Origin of the sequence: Acinetobacter sp. IRS14 (assembly GCF_034650275.1) — a bacterium.
Classification (GTDB): domain Bacteria; phylum Pseudomonadota; class Gammaproteobacteria; order Pseudomonadales; family Moraxellaceae; genus Acinetobacter; species Acinetobacter oleivorans.
Genome location: NZ_JAOVFN010000010.1, coordinates 1 through 15221, shown reverse-complemented (window position 1 = coordinate 15221; position 15221 = coordinate 1). Strand labels below are relative to the sequence as shown.

Genomic DNA, 15221 nt, shown 5'->3' with positions numbered 1-15221 from the left:
TTTTATATAGCATTTACAAGATAAAAAAATACAAATACATTAGATGGACTATATACCTTATCTAATTTTCATCCATAGCGAGTGTTTTTATTAAATATCTACCCCAAAAATATATTTAATGGTAAAATATTTTTTTAAAATCAATATAGGTTGTAAATTTCACTATTAAATAATTAATTCAGAAAAAATTATTTTACAACTTAAAAGCAGGAATTTAAATGTTAAATACAATTTTATTTAGTATTATATTAGGAGTGTTCAATTCTTTATTCTCAATTTTTCTTACAGAAAAAATAACAAATATATTTTTTAAGAAAAAAGAATTTTCTGAAAACTACATAATGTTTTCAAAAGTATTCTATATTTTTTTATTTATGGGTTGCTCAATTATTTCCTCTATTTTTATAGGAAAAAGCTACTCAATTTATTTTGAAGAAAGCTTAAGACATATTTTTATAAAAGGGTACTTCTCAACCTATTTTATAATTTTTTTCATGTTTGCTTTTCGGAAAGGTACTTAATATTTTCTGATAATAAGTTTTAGTAAAAACCCAATTAGCAGTAAATAAGAATGTATAAATTATTTTATTTGATTCCGAATTTAGAAATAGAGTACTCAATAGACTAATAAATACTGCCTCATTAGATAGCGAGGCAGCATTTGGATATAGGATCTATTTTAAAGAGGTGTTCCACAAATATCTGTGGTGCCTGTTGGATAAGTAAATTGTAGTTTTGAATGATCAGATACTATTTCATATGATATTTCTTTACCTAAAGCACTAGAGTTGGAAGCATAAAATCCCTCTTCAATTGCAATAGCAAATTTCATTTTGCTTAAGGGAGTTGTATAACTCCATGTGTATCCCCTATCTACGCCATTTACAATATAGCCAATTTTCTTGCTGATTTGATTGTAATAAATCCCAACTCTCACTGTTTCATTTGCTAAAACTTCATTTTGTGTCTGAGTCGGGGTTATGTTTCCAGAAATAGAACTCATAAATATATTTTGCTGTGAACCATATGCACTTCCAAAACTTGGTGCGGCAAAAACAATACCATCAAAATTACTTGTTCCTGTGATAAACCCTGAAGCTAGTTCATTTGAATTTAGATTTATTGGTTTTTTGAAAATATATTCAAAAGCAATCACATTAGACTGAGCAATATTGGTATCAGATTTAGTTTTTATGAGTGTTCCTATGTTTATATTAGCCAAAGCCTTAGTTAACACTTTCTGCCCAGTTATTGTTATATAGTTGCTTGGATTTGGTGTCCCTTCTGGTGTTTGTGAAGCGCTTGGATCAATCTCTAGATCACCAATTTTACATTCAGCCCAGCTCTGTACACTGACAATTAATAAGCTAAGAATCAATATATTTTTTTTCATTATTTCACCTTAATTTTATTGTGATTTTTGATTGTATGGTAAAAATTTAAGGTTTAAAAATTTTTCAGATAAAGAGACAATAGATTAAACTCTATAGTAATTTATTAGATAGATGTTGTTCTAAAATCAAAATAATAGCTATTAAATAAAAATAAGATTACTTACCAAAGATCAGCAATATTTATTTATGAAACTAAAAATTTATTAAAACTACATCTGTAACTCTTCTAGTACTATTTTTAATGTCTTAACGGCTGAAGCCCTAAATATAGTATTACCATCCATAGACTTATTTTTATCTGTCCATGCTATTGCTGCAAGACATTGAATACCGACATAGCATAAGAACTCCCTTTGAGGAACTTCTTCTCCATAAGTCATTTCCCAACCTCGTAGAAATGAATTTCTTAATTCTAAATCAGAGAAATCTATATCTACCCAAACCATCTTCGCTAGATCATAAACCGCATCTCCAATACGAGCAGCCTCAAAATCTAAAACACCAGAGATTTTATTATTGCTAGCTGCAAGAAGGTTCCGACCAATATAGTCACAATGCAAAAGACTTAACTGCTTTGGTTCTCGTAAATCTTTGCAATATGAAAGCAATACATTCAATTCATAACTAAATTCTTGATAGTCAGCTTTTGAGGGATCAATACGGGACATCCACTTTGATGTCATTAATTTTAGATGTTCGCTCCATAAAGTTGGATCTTCAGAAGAATTATCTCGTCCCTTCCAGAAATTCATCTCAAGTAAACGACAAGAATTAATCGCTCGATGAAAAATTCCTAGAGATGATCCAGCGGATTTTAACAATAATAATTTTTCTGTTCTCGAGCAATTTTTTAAAATATTGTTTACTGACTGTCCTTCTAAAGCACTCATTACAACAATAGAATAATTTTCCCATTCAAATTTATTTAATAATTTTGGGCCTAGGGAAAATGCCTTAAGCTCATTCAATATTTCACAATATCTATCATTATCTACTTTTCGTGTATACGCCTTTACAAAGACCTCTCCTTGAGTAGTTTGTGCTTTGTATACAGTAGCTCCATCTCTGTGAGTAACTAAACTCAATTTTTCTGCTTGAATTCGTTTAAGTAAGCCATCTAAATTTTTCATAATATTTTATTAAAAATATAAAGTTATAAACTCCATTCATTATATGATAATGAATACATGAGAGGCCCTGTTTTATAAGGACTATTAGAACTTCGAAAGCTCTAAATAAACAAAAGCTAAGCCATATTTCATATAAACTGTATTTGTATTTCAGGAAAATTTTAAATTATAAAGATAAGGTCAAAGTAGGTGAAGATAATCTTATTCGTATTGAGTAGTGTACTTGTAGCACTTACAGCTATTTATTTCATTAATAAAAAAGAATCTGAGATATCTCCAAAAGAATTTGTTCTCAATTGGGGAGAAAGAATGAAAAACTCACCCAATGGTGGCCCAGGAAGAAATTGCTTCCCTACCGCTTACTCAGTAATTCGATACCCTGAATTAAAAGAAGAATTATTAGAAGCTAGAAAACTTAATATGTTTCATGAAGATCAATCAGGATATGGACTTTTACAGATTCCTTTAAAAAATTGTTTTAGTGAAGCAAAGCTTGTTGAACTAAAATTTGATAAATCTAGAAATATGGCTTGGGCTGTCTATCGCTGTGAGAAAGATGGAATGGGGCTAGAAGTAAAATTATCTAGCTATGAGGACTGGTGTAGCTATACTACTTATTTAACAAAATGGAATTTTCCTATAGGAAAATATACTCCTATTTCTATGCCTTAGAATTTTTTTTATCCAGCCATTTGTTATAATTCCACCACTAATACAAGATAAAATATAACGATATGTAGGAGAGTGTTTTCTCCTACACGCTATAAACAATAAAATTTAATGAGAAGTTATGGATAACTAGAAGCATATCATCACCGCCTTTGTTATGACGATTGTTGCAACCATATTAATCCCTTTACTTTCAAGGTTTAACTCCCTAAAACTTTCTTTAGCTTGTTTCTTGCTTTCCAGTTTAGGCTTTGGTGTAGCAGCTACCTATGGCCGTAAATCTAATAATTGAGGAATAGATGGTGATTGGGGAGCACATGGCTTATGGAAGATAGAATCTTTCATTACAATTTGAGCTTATTTCATAGTCTGACTACTCTTAGAAATTAAACTCCCTTAAGGAAGCTGGATCATATTTTTCTAATAATTTTCCAATTCATGCTCTAAATCATTTAGTACCTGTCCTATCTATTTAGTTATGCCATTGTTTGAAGGACGGTAAATCAAAACAGCCTATTGATGATAGGCTGTTTTTTAAGCTAGAGAGATTTTTTATCAGGTGCAGTATGTTAATTTTAGAAATAGTTTGACAAGCGATTTCTAATAATCTTTGATTGTCTCTTTTGAAGAAAAATTAAAAATCTCCAATAACATAGACCAGGAAATAATATAAAAATAATAAAAGATATATCGGTGTACATCATCCACCATTTTAGAGGTGCTTCTCCCTCCATAGATTCCATATAATTTATTTTTGGAGAAATTTCTCCTGTACAAAACCATCCTAAGAAAAAGAAAAATAGCGAGGTTATAACTATCGAACTAATACAGATAGTCCACACATTAAGATAATTATAATGATTTAAAAGAATGGAAAAAACAAAGCTAAAAGGTACAGTCAAAATACAATAAGTTAGATAAACAAGGCTATAACTTACAATACCAAGAAAAAAAGCAAAAATGTGATCTAAGTTAAACTTGACTATATCCACATTCATGAATTTAAAAAAGAAATGCCATAAAAGTAATGGCAATGGAGTAAGCAATAAAGCTTTTTTAATTTGTTCACTTGAGTATTTCATTAACTTGATATTCTTATATATTCAACTATCATATTGCTATTATATATATTAATATAAAAAGTTAGCATCAATAATTTCACGCTTACGCAGTTATTTTTACCTATACTGGCCTATCCTTATATGTAATAGTTGGCATAAATTTGATTTATCACGTTCATTATCTACAAATGAAGAGTGTGATGAGATCCTAAAGAAATATAATCAAAAATAGAAATATGAATGACTGTATCCTACATAAATTTTCGAAAATGATTAGAATTGTATAAGGATATATTAAATTTTTTCATCGTAGAGCACATTTATTTAATATAATCTGTTTTATAAATAAAAAATAAATTCCAATTAAATAGTTATTTAAATAAACTATTGTATAGAGTTATAGATTAGCTTTTAATCGGCTCTATTCTCTAAAGTGATAAAATTTAATTTTCAGGTTCAACTTTTATGCACCAACAAAAAAAAGCTAGGCTTTTATGAACTAAATAATCTGATAAAATTTATTTTCTTGTATCTATAGTTAAATTTTTAAAGGACTTCATGAAAATTATACTTATTCTAATACTATGTACTGCTATATTCAGATGTACTGATTCATCAAAAACAGCATCTCAACATTCATCTGAAAAATCTAATATCAAATATTATAAAGACATATCGAAACAAGGGGATTTAGTCATTTGGGGTATTTCTTCGGATTTAACTATAAAAACAGTTGTAGGAGATAAAAATAATATTGCGCAAGGTACTGTTTTGAAGAGCCCTTTTCTTGGTCAGTTTCCTATTAATTTTACTCCTAAAATAAAAACTCAAAGTAAAAATAATACAATCGAAAATGTTACAGATCCTGAAAACCCTATGCAGTTTAACTTACTTTTGAATAATGCTAAAAATATAGAAATTAATAATTTCTATGATATAAGTCATCAAAACCAAGTAAAAGTATTAGTAAAAAATTTTAGTACAGCTGATCCAATATATTTGAGATATAAAAAAACACCACGAGAGTGGATAAATTATTTTACATCTCAAGAAGTTATTAAAGATGAAGATTTATTCAAAAAATTTGACTTAGAATGTTACTCACTTAAGAATTTGAAAGCTCATATTTCTCGTTTTTATCATTGTATAGGAAATGCATCAGACCCCTACCATTCTGAATTTTTAATGACAATTGCTAAACAACATGAGAGAAATAATCAAATTGTTGTGACTACAGAAGTTGAAACACCTCTATATCCAAATATAAGTATAAGATGGACAATACCTTACGAATCATTAAAAGATTGGAAAAAGGTAGATAAAAATATCTGGCGTTTATTAAAAGCTTGGAATGTGCATAAATGAACTGACTCCTAATTTTTACTAGATACAACCCAATTTAACATTTAGGTAAAAATTTTACTTGAGCTTAGAGCAAACTCCAACCTTAGAATCATTATAGTATTTAGCAATAAAGGTACTATTTGATGAAAGTAGTTTTCACTATCGTTGTATTTTCTGTGTTCATTCTTTTATTTCATCATAAAAGAATCGAAACAAAGATTGTTATAAATCAACCAATAAATTATGTTTGGGAAGCTTTCACATGCACATCATCGTATCTGAAATGGAATACTTTATTTGGTATTGATAGATTTCCCACCCATGTAGGTCAACAAATTAGTGTAGATTTATATGATGAAAATAAGAAAGTGCAATTTACAATGCGACCAGTAATAAAAAAACTTGAGAAATATCACTTAGAGTGGGAAGGTAAATTATATATAAATGGATTGTTTAATGGTCGACATCAATTTATTTTAACTAAAATTGATGCCAATACAACTCAATTAGTTCAAGCGGAAGATTTTAATGGGCTGCTTGTACCTATTTTAAATTACTTTGTTATTCAGCCTACAAAGTTCAATTTTGATAGAATGAATAAGTCTTTCAAAAAATATATTGAAGATCAGAATGTTAAAAAAGATATCTGTAAAATATCCTAGGTAAAACAATAAAGGTTGTTGAATGAATATTAGTCAATTTTCAAAAAAATATGTTCTATCGTTAGATACTTTACGCTTTTATGAAAAATGTGAAGTATTGATTCCCGATCGATTAACAAATGGATATAGACATTATCAGGAAATACATGAACAAAAAGTTAAGTTAATTATATGCTTAAAAAATATTGGGTTTACGCTTGAAGAGATTAAACAACTCATTGAACTTGAGACAAAGCCTCCTTCTGAAGAATGCAACATTATTTCCAATCAATTGATTGATAAAAAAATAGAGGTGATTAGTCAGCAAATTAAGTTGTTAGAATACGGAAAAGATACTCTTCAAGATGTTAAAAAGCATATTAAAGATAATTCTTTTGTTAAAAATCAGGACATAATTCAAGAGATGATTGAAAACCTGTATAAGCTTTCAAGAAATCAAACTTAAAAATACTCTTAAAATTTTCATTTTTATATGTAGACTTATCTCTATAGATAGTCAACTCTTTTCGTATAAGGGGTATTATCTTAATTTTAGGAAGAATATTTAGTCTTGTAATTTTTCATAATCATGTAAAAAGTAAATAAAACACTTATCCAAAGTAAATAATCAATAAAAAAATTGAGAAAAACAAACTGATCCATGCCAATAAGAATAAATATAGGATCGATACTTATACTACCAACCGGAGAAGTTTCACCATCTATTAAGAATTGTAAAGGAAATCCCCCAGCCATGACTTTGACTTTTTCAAGCTTATCTACGACTATGCGGTCAACTAATATATATTTTTGATATAGTAAAGACATATAAGTCAAAATAATTGCTAAGCAATTAAAATATAATATTTTTATCATGAATTATTATCCAAAACATCAATGCCGCAAAAAAATCAATGGTAAAAGAGACAGTAATAAGGCTTTTATTATTTTTTCTTTTGAGTATTCCATTAACTTAACATGATCATTTATTCAACAGTTAAATTATTTCCACTAAATATATAAATTATTGGAAAGAGCTATATGAAATTCTAACTTTAATTTAATCATTGAAAAAATAAAGGTCACCCTCTCCTAAAAAATATAAAAAATCATAATATTAAAAAAAATATTGATTTTTCAAAAGATACAGACTAGTCTGTAGCTGTTTTTTTGACCACAATAAATTAGCCATGAATCAAATAGTTAAGAACTTAGAAACGTATCATCTTCATCTTTCTTCCGAGGTTTCTCATTTAATTAGTGAAATGTCATATGAGTTAGCATTATTAGGAGGTCCAGATTCTTTATATGTTCAAGAAAAGATTCCAGCTTTTAAGGAAATACTCAACGCAAAATTAAATTCATACGAAAAAAGTATTATAGAAAAATACATTCGTAGAGAAATACCTTACTTAGTACTTGAAGGTCTAAATATTAGAAAATTAGATCGTACTAAAATCGATATTACCCAATCAACTCATCTACCATCCCTTGAAATACTCGAAAAAGATATAGATATATTAACATTAGCTTCTTCTGAACAAATAATATTGGCACTTCTTGAGGAAGATGCTTTTGCATTTGATATTGATAATTTAGGTAAAATTGTTAGAGTTGTTGCAAACTTAAAAGGCGGTGGAATTACAAAGATCGAGAATGAAAATCCTGATAAAAGTTCACATTCAGGTATAGAGTTAACTGCACATACCGAAGCCCCATACCATACAGTTACAAAAGTTGTTAATAATCATTCACCAGCTCCTTCTTCCTTAATTTTAACAGGACGATGGAATCCTTTAAATGAACCTACTAGTTTAATTCCAATATCAAGAGTATTAAGTCAATTAACTCTTGAAGAAACACTGGCTTTAACAACAGAAAGCTTTAATTTTACAAGAAGTGAAACATTTAATGAGGGCCAAGGATCTGGAGGTGAAAATGTTTCTATCCTAGAAGTAGATAAATATGGCTATAAAGCCATGAAGTACAATTCGTATAGATTCACTCCGAATGAGAATGCCTCTATAAAAATTAAAAATGCTTTTTATAAATTTGAATCAATTGTTCGACAAAATAGTATTGTTGATTCAATTAATTTAAATCCTAATACAGTTTTAATTATTAATAATAGTCTGTGCTTGCATTGTCGAGATATTATTAAAGATAACCGAAGAACATTAGTTCGTTTATTTGGTTATAGAAAAAATCTTGATTATATTGTATTGCAAAAAAATCCTCTTATTGTTAAAGGCTAATAAATTGAATCTTGAACTCCTACTTATCTTAGGCTTAGTGGCTATGGTAGCAGGATTTATTGATGCTATTGCAGGTGGGGGTGGCTTAATAACTTTACCTGCACTGCTCTTATCAGGTGTCCCTCCTGTATCTGCAATAGCGACCAATAAATTACAAGCTGCTTCTGCTACACTTTCAGCAACTATTAGTTTTGCAAGAAAAGGACTAATCGAATGGCGTAAAGCAATCCCTATTGCTTGTATGTCTTTTTTAGGTGGAACACTAGGGGCACTTTCAGTTACCCTCATGCCTAAAAATGTACTTTTAACTATTGTTCCAATACTTTTAATTTTAGTAGCCTTATATTTTATTTTTTCTCCAAAACTAAGTGATGTAGATAAAAAACCACTTATTCCTTATTTTCTATTTGCACTTCTAGTAGCACCGTTACTAGGGTTTTATGATGGAGTTTTTGGTCCTGGAGTCGGTTCATTTTTCATCGTTGCCTTTGTACTATTATTAGGTTTTAAGTTGGTAAGTGCTTTATCTTATACCAAGTTAGCAAATGTGGCATGTAACCTTGGTTCTTTATCTATCTTTATCATTAAAGGATATGTGATTTTTCCAATAGCTTTAGTAATGGCTTGTGGAGCCTTTATTGGTGCTTCGATTGGAGCAAAATTTGCAGTAAGATTCGGATCAAGAGTAATTAAACCTTTGCTAATACTGATAAGTTTGTGTATGGCTCTAAAATTATTATTGGATCACAAAAATCCAATTTTTATATATTTTAGCCATTTCTTTTAATTTATTTAATTACATATTTTTATCTTAATAGTGTATTTTTTGATGGCTCTTACATGTGTTAAGAACTCGTCCTGAAACAAGATATACACTATAAAAAAAGCCCCTGATTGCACAGAGGCTTTTAGAATTTTCAAAAGCTCTAAATAAAAAAGCTAAGCCCCGATTACTGAGGCTTAGCTTTAAAATAATTTTAAATTAAAAAAATTACTTATTTGATGTCAGTAAACTCAGAAACAGGTTTGTTAACTTCAACTTTTGTACCCGCAAATTTTTCGCTCACAAACTTTTGTACTTTAGGTAAGTGGTAAAGTTCACCCAATTTCGTATAGATCGGGTCATTTTTATTCGCTTCAGCCACACCTAATAAGTTCACATAAAGCTTTGTAGACTGGTCAATAGGTTCACGGAAGATAGAATCTTTCAGTACGTTTAAACCGCCTTCAAGTGCTAATGTATTACCCAATACAATTGCATCTACGTCGTTTTTAACACGAACTGCTGTTGTCATTTGAATTGGTTTTAATTTTAAACCTTTAGGGTTTTCAGCGATGTCATTCGTTGTCCCTTTTACAGGGTCAAAGTCTGGTTTAAGTTTAATAAGTTTAGCAGACTGTAATAATGTTAATGCACGCGCTTCGTTAGCAGTATCGTTTGGAATCGCGATTGTAGCGCCTTGTGGGAACTCATCAACAGTTTTAACTTTATTTGCATAAAGACCCATTGGTTCCAAATAAGTTGTCGCAACAGCAGCAACTTTAGCTGTATTTGAAGCGTTGTAAGCTGCTAAATAGTTAAATGACTGGAACGCGTTTACATCTTGTTCGCCACTTGCTACAGATGTGTTCAACACAACGTAGTCAGTCAAGTTAGTCACTTCGAGTTTAATGCCCGCTTCTTTAGTTTCAGGAAGCGTTGCAACATATTTCCATACGTCAGTGTCTGAACCTGTTGAAACAAGTTTAATTGTGCGTACTGACTCAGTTTTGTCTTTAGCTGGTGCTGAATTTTCAGTTTGTGCAGGTTGTTTATTACATGCAGTCAGTGTGAGTACAGATGCACTGAACAGGACACTAAATAATTTTTTCATAGATACATCCTAAAATAGGAAATGCTTACTCTACAAAAGAGCGAGGCATTCCCAACCATTGGGTCGAAATGCAATATTTGGCTGGAAGTAATTCCAGATATATAAGGGTTTAGAAGCCTGAATTCAGCCTTATTTCTTCCTTGATCTTGCTCGCTGAACAACAGAATTATGTTTTGAATCAGTTTCTAAATATTGGATCATCATATATCAATAAGTGAATATTCTACAAATAACTTGTTCGATTTTGATATATATATGCGCTCTTGGTAAGGCACTGATAATAAAAAATATATTATATAAATAAAACAGTTTTGATTAAAATGTGTACTTGTTTGATTTATATGAAATTTTCAGGATTTGTTAGCAATATTTAAGCTAACTATGACTGTAATTTATGCCGTATGCATAAAAAAAGCCCCTGTTTTCACAAAGGCTTTTTAAATTAGTTAGTTAAGCCCAGTTTTAATTACTTATGAACCCAAGGCACAGCTGGTGAGCCAATCCACGCAGATTTAGCAGGAATATTTTCACCTTTCATCACCAAAGTTAAAGGTCCTAACACTGCATGATGGTTAACGTTGGCGTTATATAAAATAATACTACGTGAATTTACAACCACATCATTTCCAATATTGACTTGTCCAATTTTCATAATACGATCTTCAAACAAGTGGGTTTGTGGGCCTGAGAAGCTATTAAACTCTGCACGGTCACCAATGCTTACACAGTCGAACTCAGTGATATCAGCCGTATCCATGTAAACATCTTTACCAATTTGAACACCCAAAATACGTAAGAAGAATGGCAGCATTGGCGTTCCTCTTAAGTAGTTTAAGAAGTTAGGAATCGCAACTGATTCATATAAGCTGGTAATCCCTTCACTTAACCACACAAACATGGTCCACATTGGCGCTGAACGTGGTTGATAACGACCAATTAAAGTCCACTTCATCAATGCAACAATAATGAAACAGCCAACACCATAGAGTAAACCAGCAAGCGTTAAAGCCAATAAACCAGTTGGGATGTTGTATTTATTAATAACATCGATAACTTCAAGCACAATCATATAACCCACACCAATTGCGAGCGCGGCTGGCAATACAACGCGAAGTCCTTCAATAAAACCACGCATGAAACGGCGCTTGAAGCTTGGTTTAAACGTTAAGTGGTCAGGATATTTTTCAGCAGCTTCACGTGCAGGCAATAATAATGGCGGCGAACCAAACCAAGTTTGACCATCATACATTTCAAGGTTATCTGGTGTTTTTGACTGTACGCCAATTAAAACGTTATCTGGTAAAACAGTTCCATCAGCAATATAAGCACTGTTTCCGACAAAGCTACGGTTACCGATTTTGGTCGATTTTAATGTCATCCAACCGCCTTTGATCTCTTCATCACCCAACATTACCGCATCGGCAATAAAGCTTTCTTCTCCCAAAGTCAGCATTTCAGGAATAACACCATTTGCGGTAGAAATTTCGGTATTTTTACCTACTTTCGCCCCTAACATACGGAACCATGTAGGTGCATAAATCGTAGCAAACAGGCCGTGCAATGTTTGTAAGCTTGTTTCTAAAATTTGAGATGCAAACCATTTACGATAATAGGTGCTGCCATGAACAGCGTAGGTTCCAGTCTCAAGACGAGGCAATGCAATTTTGCGTATTGCTGAAGAAATGACAGCAGTAATCATCATCATCATTGCACTCGCTGGAATCGCTAAAGCAAAATAATAAAGTGCGATTTGCAGGTGGTTATTCGGATTGATATTAAATACGTTTACATCTAACCAATCGACCAAAAGGAAACTTGGGAAAATTGGAATAAAGAACAGACAAGCAATGATTAACGCACTAACACCATAATATCCATATTCAGCAATCTTACGAATAAACGATAATTTAGGACGTTCTGGCATTTTAGCGTGTTCATCTACATGCCCTATTTTCTTAGCTGGCGTACCATCCCAAATTTCTCCTGCCGGTACAACCGTGTCATATTCAATTGAAGTTAAAGCATTTACATGAGCTTGTTTTTCTAACACTGTATTTTCTTCTAATACAGCATATGACCCTACATAACTATCTTCTTTAAGATGAATTGAACCCAACACCAAATGTCCATGTTCGACTTTGGCATTTTCTAAATTCACTTGAGAGCCAATACTCACACCATCTTCAACAGTTAATAAAGATGGCATGCGAATATGAACTGAACTAATGGTGACATCATGTCCAATTTTTGCGCCGAGTGCTTTTAAATAGAGGTTAAGTAAAGTTGAACCTGACAATAAATAAACTGGTGAAATATTACTAATACGGTCTGCTAACCACCAACGGAAATACGTCATTCCCCAAAGTGGATAACGTCCTGCACCAATGCCCAGCATTAATAATCGTTTCACCGTAATTGAAAGTACAAAACTACTAATAATAACGCTGATATAAACCAATAGAGACAACGCGATTGCATATGGAATGCTGTCTCGAGTTCCACCTGTAAAATAGTGATAGGTAAAGAATGGTGCCAACCACTGCAAAATATTAATCGAAATTAAAACTGGAATGGTCGCAAGCTGCGCAATACCACATAACCATTTATAAGTTTGATTACGCGGGTTGTCTTGCCCAATCTGACTATCAAATAATGTTGGTTCTGGCTGTTCCAACATTAAAGCAGCAATTGCCCCCACTCTTCTCGCTTGATATAAGCTTTGAATTGTAAGATGGCTATATTCTTGATGTTCACGCAGGTTTGAAATTAAAACGGCTGCTAACAGCGAATGACCACCTAAATCATCAAAGAAATCCGAATCTAGTTTAATCGACATGTTCGGAAACAGGCGGTTCAAAATTTCAAATAAAATTTCTTCGGCTGGATTTTGCGGCTGATCAGATTCACTGCGGTCAATCACACTCGTAAGCGGTCTTACTTTTAACGCTTTACGGTCAATTTTTCCAGATAATAAACGCGGTACTTCTTCAATAATCTCAAAACGATTCGGCACCATATAAGGTGGTAAACGTTGAGCTAGAGTATGACGAAGTTGCTTAATTTCTATGGGCTGTTTGGCATCAAGCTCAGCTGCAATAAAAGCAATCAGCTGATCAATTCCGTCTTCTTGACGCAAAATTACCGCTGCGGTACCAATGCCGTCAATATCACAAAGCGCCGCTTCAATTTCACCGAGTTCAACACGGAAACCACGAATTTTCACCTGATCATCAGCACGACCTAAGCAATGGACTTGACCAAATTCATCAATTTTTGCCAAATCACCAGTACGGTAAAGTAACTCTTCATCCGCACTCATTGCCCAAGGGTTTTCAATAAACTTATCAGCCGTTAAATCAGGTCTGCCTAAATAACCTGGTGCCACACTCGGACCGAAAATACACAGCTCGCCTGTTTCACCTTGAGGCAATAATTCTCTTTCAGCATTAATGACCAACATGCCATAGTTTGGTAGAGGTTTACCAATCGTGACGGGTTTACCACGTTCTAACGACTCAAGGCTTGCAGTAACCGTAGTCTCAGTTGGGCCATAGGTATTAAACATTTGATGGTGAGGTAATGCCCAACGGTCCACCAGTGAGTCTGGACACATTTCCCCACCTAAGTTAATAATTCTTAAATTAGGTACATCTTCAGGGAACAAAGCCAGTAAGGTTGGAACAGCATGTAATACAGTAATTTGTTCCTGCTTTAATGTTTGGCATAAACGTTCAGGGTCACTGACAAGCGACTTAGGTGCAATCCACAAAGTTGCACCAACCAAATAAGACAGCCAGATTTCTTCAAATGACATATCAAAAGCGACAGAAAAGCCTTGATAGACTTTATCTTGCTCTTGAATATCTAAAATATTATTTTCACTACGCAGAAAGTGACAAATATTTTTTTGAGTAATTACAATCCCTTTCGGCTTCCCTGTTGAGCCTGACGTATAAATAATATACGCAGGTTGATCGGAGGTCGTTCTAGCTAAAGGAATATTTTCACTGAGTGGCTTTTGAAGTTCAGTATTTGTCCATTTTGTTTGTGGCACTTCAGCTAAGTGTTCATACCATTCATCGGTAGTAATCATCCCAACAGCTTCAGCATCTTCAAGACAAACCGCAATACGGTCGGCTGGCGTATCCATATCAAAAGGAAGCCAAGCTGCGCCACTCAAACAAATCGCCAATTGGGCTTTTAAAAGTTCAATACCACGAGGTACCCATAACCCAACAATATGACCTGGCTTTACCCCTCTTATCGTCAAATGTTGAGCCATAATTAAGGCTTGCTGATATAACTCCCCATACGTCAACGTTTTATTTGCTTCAATTAAAGCTGTTTTATCTGAGAGATTTTGAGCAGTTTGAATAAAAATATCCGCGAGTACTTCATCTTGCAAAAATTCGGGGTGAAATTTACCACGAATAATATTCTTCGAACTTGTTACGAATTGGTTCATTTTTTATAACTCACTTTAATTTTTTGATTTAACTAAAATAAAGTCACGTTTGAGTTTTTCTGACCTATTAAAGAAATCAATTGCTATGTAATAAATTAAAGAGTTGAACTTAAATGAAGATTAAAGTTTTTATTTTAAGAATGGAGAGTGAACTATTAAATGAGAAGAACAATCGATTTTTATTACTTATAAATCAAACTAAGATGACAATAAGAAAAAATATAAGCACATATTTTTATAAAAATTAAATAGCGTTATTCAAAATTGATATAAGCAGAGCAATAAAATAACAGGCATAAAAAAAAGCCCTCGTCATTAACAAGGGCTTTTTAAGAATTTGGCGGAAGCGGTGAGATTCGAACTCACGGAGGACTCACACCCTCGTCGG

At 32.3% G+C, this 15221-nt stretch carries 13 protein-coding genes; 7 read left to right on the top strand and 6 right to left on the bottom strand.

What is annotated here, in order from left to right; all coding sequences use genetic code 11:
- Window positions 1-218 precede the first annotated feature (218 nt).
- Window positions 219-521, top strand: a complete 303-nt coding sequence (locus ODQ17_RS10980; protein ID WP_322903607.1) for a hypothetical protein — start codon at window positions 219-221, stop codon at window positions 519-521.
- Between the two features lie 158 nt (window positions 522-679).
- On the opposite strand, the gene ODQ17_RS10975 is transcribed toward ODQ17_RS10980, so the two are convergent.
- Together ODQ17_RS10975 and ODQ17_RS10970 are read right to left on the bottom strand one after the other, a co-directional pair.
- Window positions 680-1393, bottom strand: a complete 714-nt coding sequence (locus ODQ17_RS10975) for a DUF4882 family protein (RefSeq protein WP_322903604.1) — start codon at window positions 1391-1393, stop codon at window positions 680-682.
- A gap of 210 nt (window positions 1394-1603) precedes the next feature.
- Window positions 1604-2524, bottom strand: coding sequence for an aminoglycoside phosphotransferase family protein (locus ODQ17_RS10970; protein ID WP_322903602.1), 921 nt, complete (start codon window positions 2522-2524; stop codon window positions 1604-1606).
- A gap of 189 nt (window positions 2525-2713) precedes the next feature.
- Here ODQ17_RS10970 and ODQ17_RS10965 point away from each other — a divergent pair, with 189 nt between their 5' ends.
- Window positions 2714-3196, top strand: coding sequence for a hypothetical protein (locus tag ODQ17_RS10965; RefSeq protein WP_322903600.1), 483 nt, complete (start codon window positions 2714-2716; stop codon window positions 3194-3196).
- Window positions 3197-3768: 572 nt separating this feature from the next.
- Here the strand turns inward: ODQ17_RS10965 and ODQ17_RS10960 are convergent.
- Window positions 3769-4275 (bottom strand): hypothetical protein, encoded by a 507-nt coding sequence (locus ODQ17_RS10960; protein WP_322903598.1) that lies wholly within the window; start codon window positions 4273-4275, stop codon window positions 3769-3771.
- Window positions 4276-4812: 537 nt separating this feature from the next.
- Between ODQ17_RS10960 and ODQ17_RS10955 the strand changes: the two genes are divergently transcribed.
- The 3 genes from ODQ17_RS10955 to ODQ17_RS10945 all read left to right on the top strand — a co-directional run bounded on the left by ODQ17_RS10955 (window position 4813) and on the right by ODQ17_RS10945 (window position 6705).
- Window positions 4813-5619: a hypothetical protein gene (locus ODQ17_RS10955; RefSeq protein ID WP_322903594.1), complete on the top strand. Its 807-nt coding sequence runs from the start codon at window positions 4813-4815 to the stop codon at window positions 5617-5619.
- 122 nt (window positions 5620-5741) lie between these two features.
- Complete coding sequence (locus tag ODQ17_RS10950) at window positions 5742-6260, top strand: SRPBCC domain-containing protein (RefSeq protein ID WP_322903592.1); 519 nt, start codon at window positions 5742-5744, stop codon at window positions 6258-6260.
- A gap of 22 nt (window positions 6261-6282) precedes the next feature.
- Window positions 6283-6705: a MerR family transcriptional regulator gene (locus tag ODQ17_RS10945; RefSeq protein ID WP_322903590.1), complete on the top strand. Its 423-nt coding sequence runs from the start codon at window positions 6283-6285 to the stop codon at window positions 6703-6705.
- A gap of 86 nt (window positions 6706-6791) precedes the next feature.
- On the opposite strand, the gene ODQ17_RS10940 is transcribed toward ODQ17_RS10945, so the two are convergent.
- Window positions 6792-7115 (bottom strand): hypothetical protein, encoded by a 324-nt coding sequence (locus ODQ17_RS10940; protein WP_322903588.1) that lies wholly within the window; start codon window positions 7113-7115, stop codon window positions 6792-6794.
- 314 nt (window positions 7116-7429) lie between these two features.
- Between ODQ17_RS10940 and ODQ17_RS10935 the strand changes: the two genes are divergently transcribed.
- Together ODQ17_RS10935 and ODQ17_RS10930 are read left to right on the top strand one after the other, a co-directional pair.
- On the top strand, window positions 7430-8494 hold the full coding sequence (locus ODQ17_RS10935) for a hypothetical protein (RefSeq protein WP_322903586.1): 1065 nt from the start codon (window positions 7430-7432) through the stop codon (window positions 8492-8494).
- Between the two features lie 43 nt (window positions 8495-8537).
- Complete coding sequence (locus tag ODQ17_RS10930; RefSeq protein WP_322903742.1) at window positions 8538-9281, top strand: TSUP family transporter; 744 nt, start codon at window positions 8538-8540, stop codon at window positions 9279-9281.
- 208 nt (window positions 9282-9489) lie between these two features.
- Here ODQ17_RS10930 and ODQ17_RS10925 read toward each other — a convergent pair whose 3' ends face one another.
- Both ODQ17_RS10925 and posA read right to left on the bottom strand, forming a co-directional pair.
- Entirely contained in the window at window positions 9490-10368 is an 879-nt protein-coding gene (locus ODQ17_RS10925; RefSeq protein WP_005307722.1) for a MetQ/NlpA family ABC transporter substrate-binding protein, read from the bottom strand.
- Window positions 10369-10834: 466 nt separating this feature from the next.
- A complete protein-coding gene (posA, locus tag ODQ17_RS10920) occupies window positions 10835-14833 on the bottom strand; it encodes a delta-poly-L-ornithine synthetase PosA (RefSeq protein WP_322903583.1) in 3999 nt (1332 codons plus the stop codon).
- Between the last annotated feature and the right edge of the window lie 388 nt (window positions 14834-15221).

Bases quoted from the DNA above. Each gene is read 5' to 3' on its own strand.
- ODQ17_RS10980 (WP_322903607.1), top strand. From the start codon at position 219: ATGTTAAATACAATTTTATTTAGTATTATATTAGGAGTGTTCAATTCT.
- ODQ17_RS10975 (WP_322903604.1), bottom strand. From the start codon at position 1,393: ATGAAAAAAAATATATTGATTCTTAGCTTATTAATTGTCAGTGTACAG.
- ODQ17_RS10970 (WP_322903602.1), bottom strand. From the start codon at position 2,524: ATGAAAAATTTAGATGGCTTACTTAAACGAATTCAAGCAGAAAAATTG.
- ODQ17_RS10960 (WP_322903598.1), bottom strand. From the start codon at position 4,275: ATGAAATACTCAAGTGAACAAATTAAAAAAGCTTTATTGCTTACTCCA.
- ODQ17_RS10955 (WP_322903594.1), top strand. From the start codon at position 4,813: ATGAAAATTATACTTATTCTAATACTATGTACTGCTATATTCAGATGT.
- ODQ17_RS10950 (WP_322903592.1), top strand. From the start codon at position 5,742: ATGAAAGTAGTTTTCACTATCGTTGTATTTTCTGTGTTCATTCTTTTA.
- ODQ17_RS10945 (WP_322903590.1), top strand. From the start codon at position 6,283: ATGAATATTAGTCAATTTTCAAAAAAATATGTTCTATCGTTAGATACT.
- ODQ17_RS10940 (WP_322903588.1), bottom strand. From the start codon at position 7,115: ATGATAAAAATATTATATTTTAATTGCTTAGCAATTATTTTGACTTAT.
- ODQ17_RS10935 (WP_322903586.1), top strand. From the start codon at position 7,430: ATGAATCAAATAGTTAAGAACTTAGAAACGTATCATCTTCATCTTTCT.
- ODQ17_RS10930 (WP_322903742.1), top strand. From the start codon at position 8,538: ATGGTAGCAGGATTTATTGATGCTATTGCAGGTGGGGGTGGCTTAATA.
- ODQ17_RS10925 (WP_005307722.1), bottom strand. From the start codon at position 10,368: ATGAAAAAATTATTTAGTGTCCTGTTCAGTGCATCTGTACTCACACTG.
- posA (WP_322903583.1), bottom strand. From the start codon at position 14,833: ATGAACCAATTCGTAACAAGTTCGAAGAATATTATTCGTGGTAAATTT.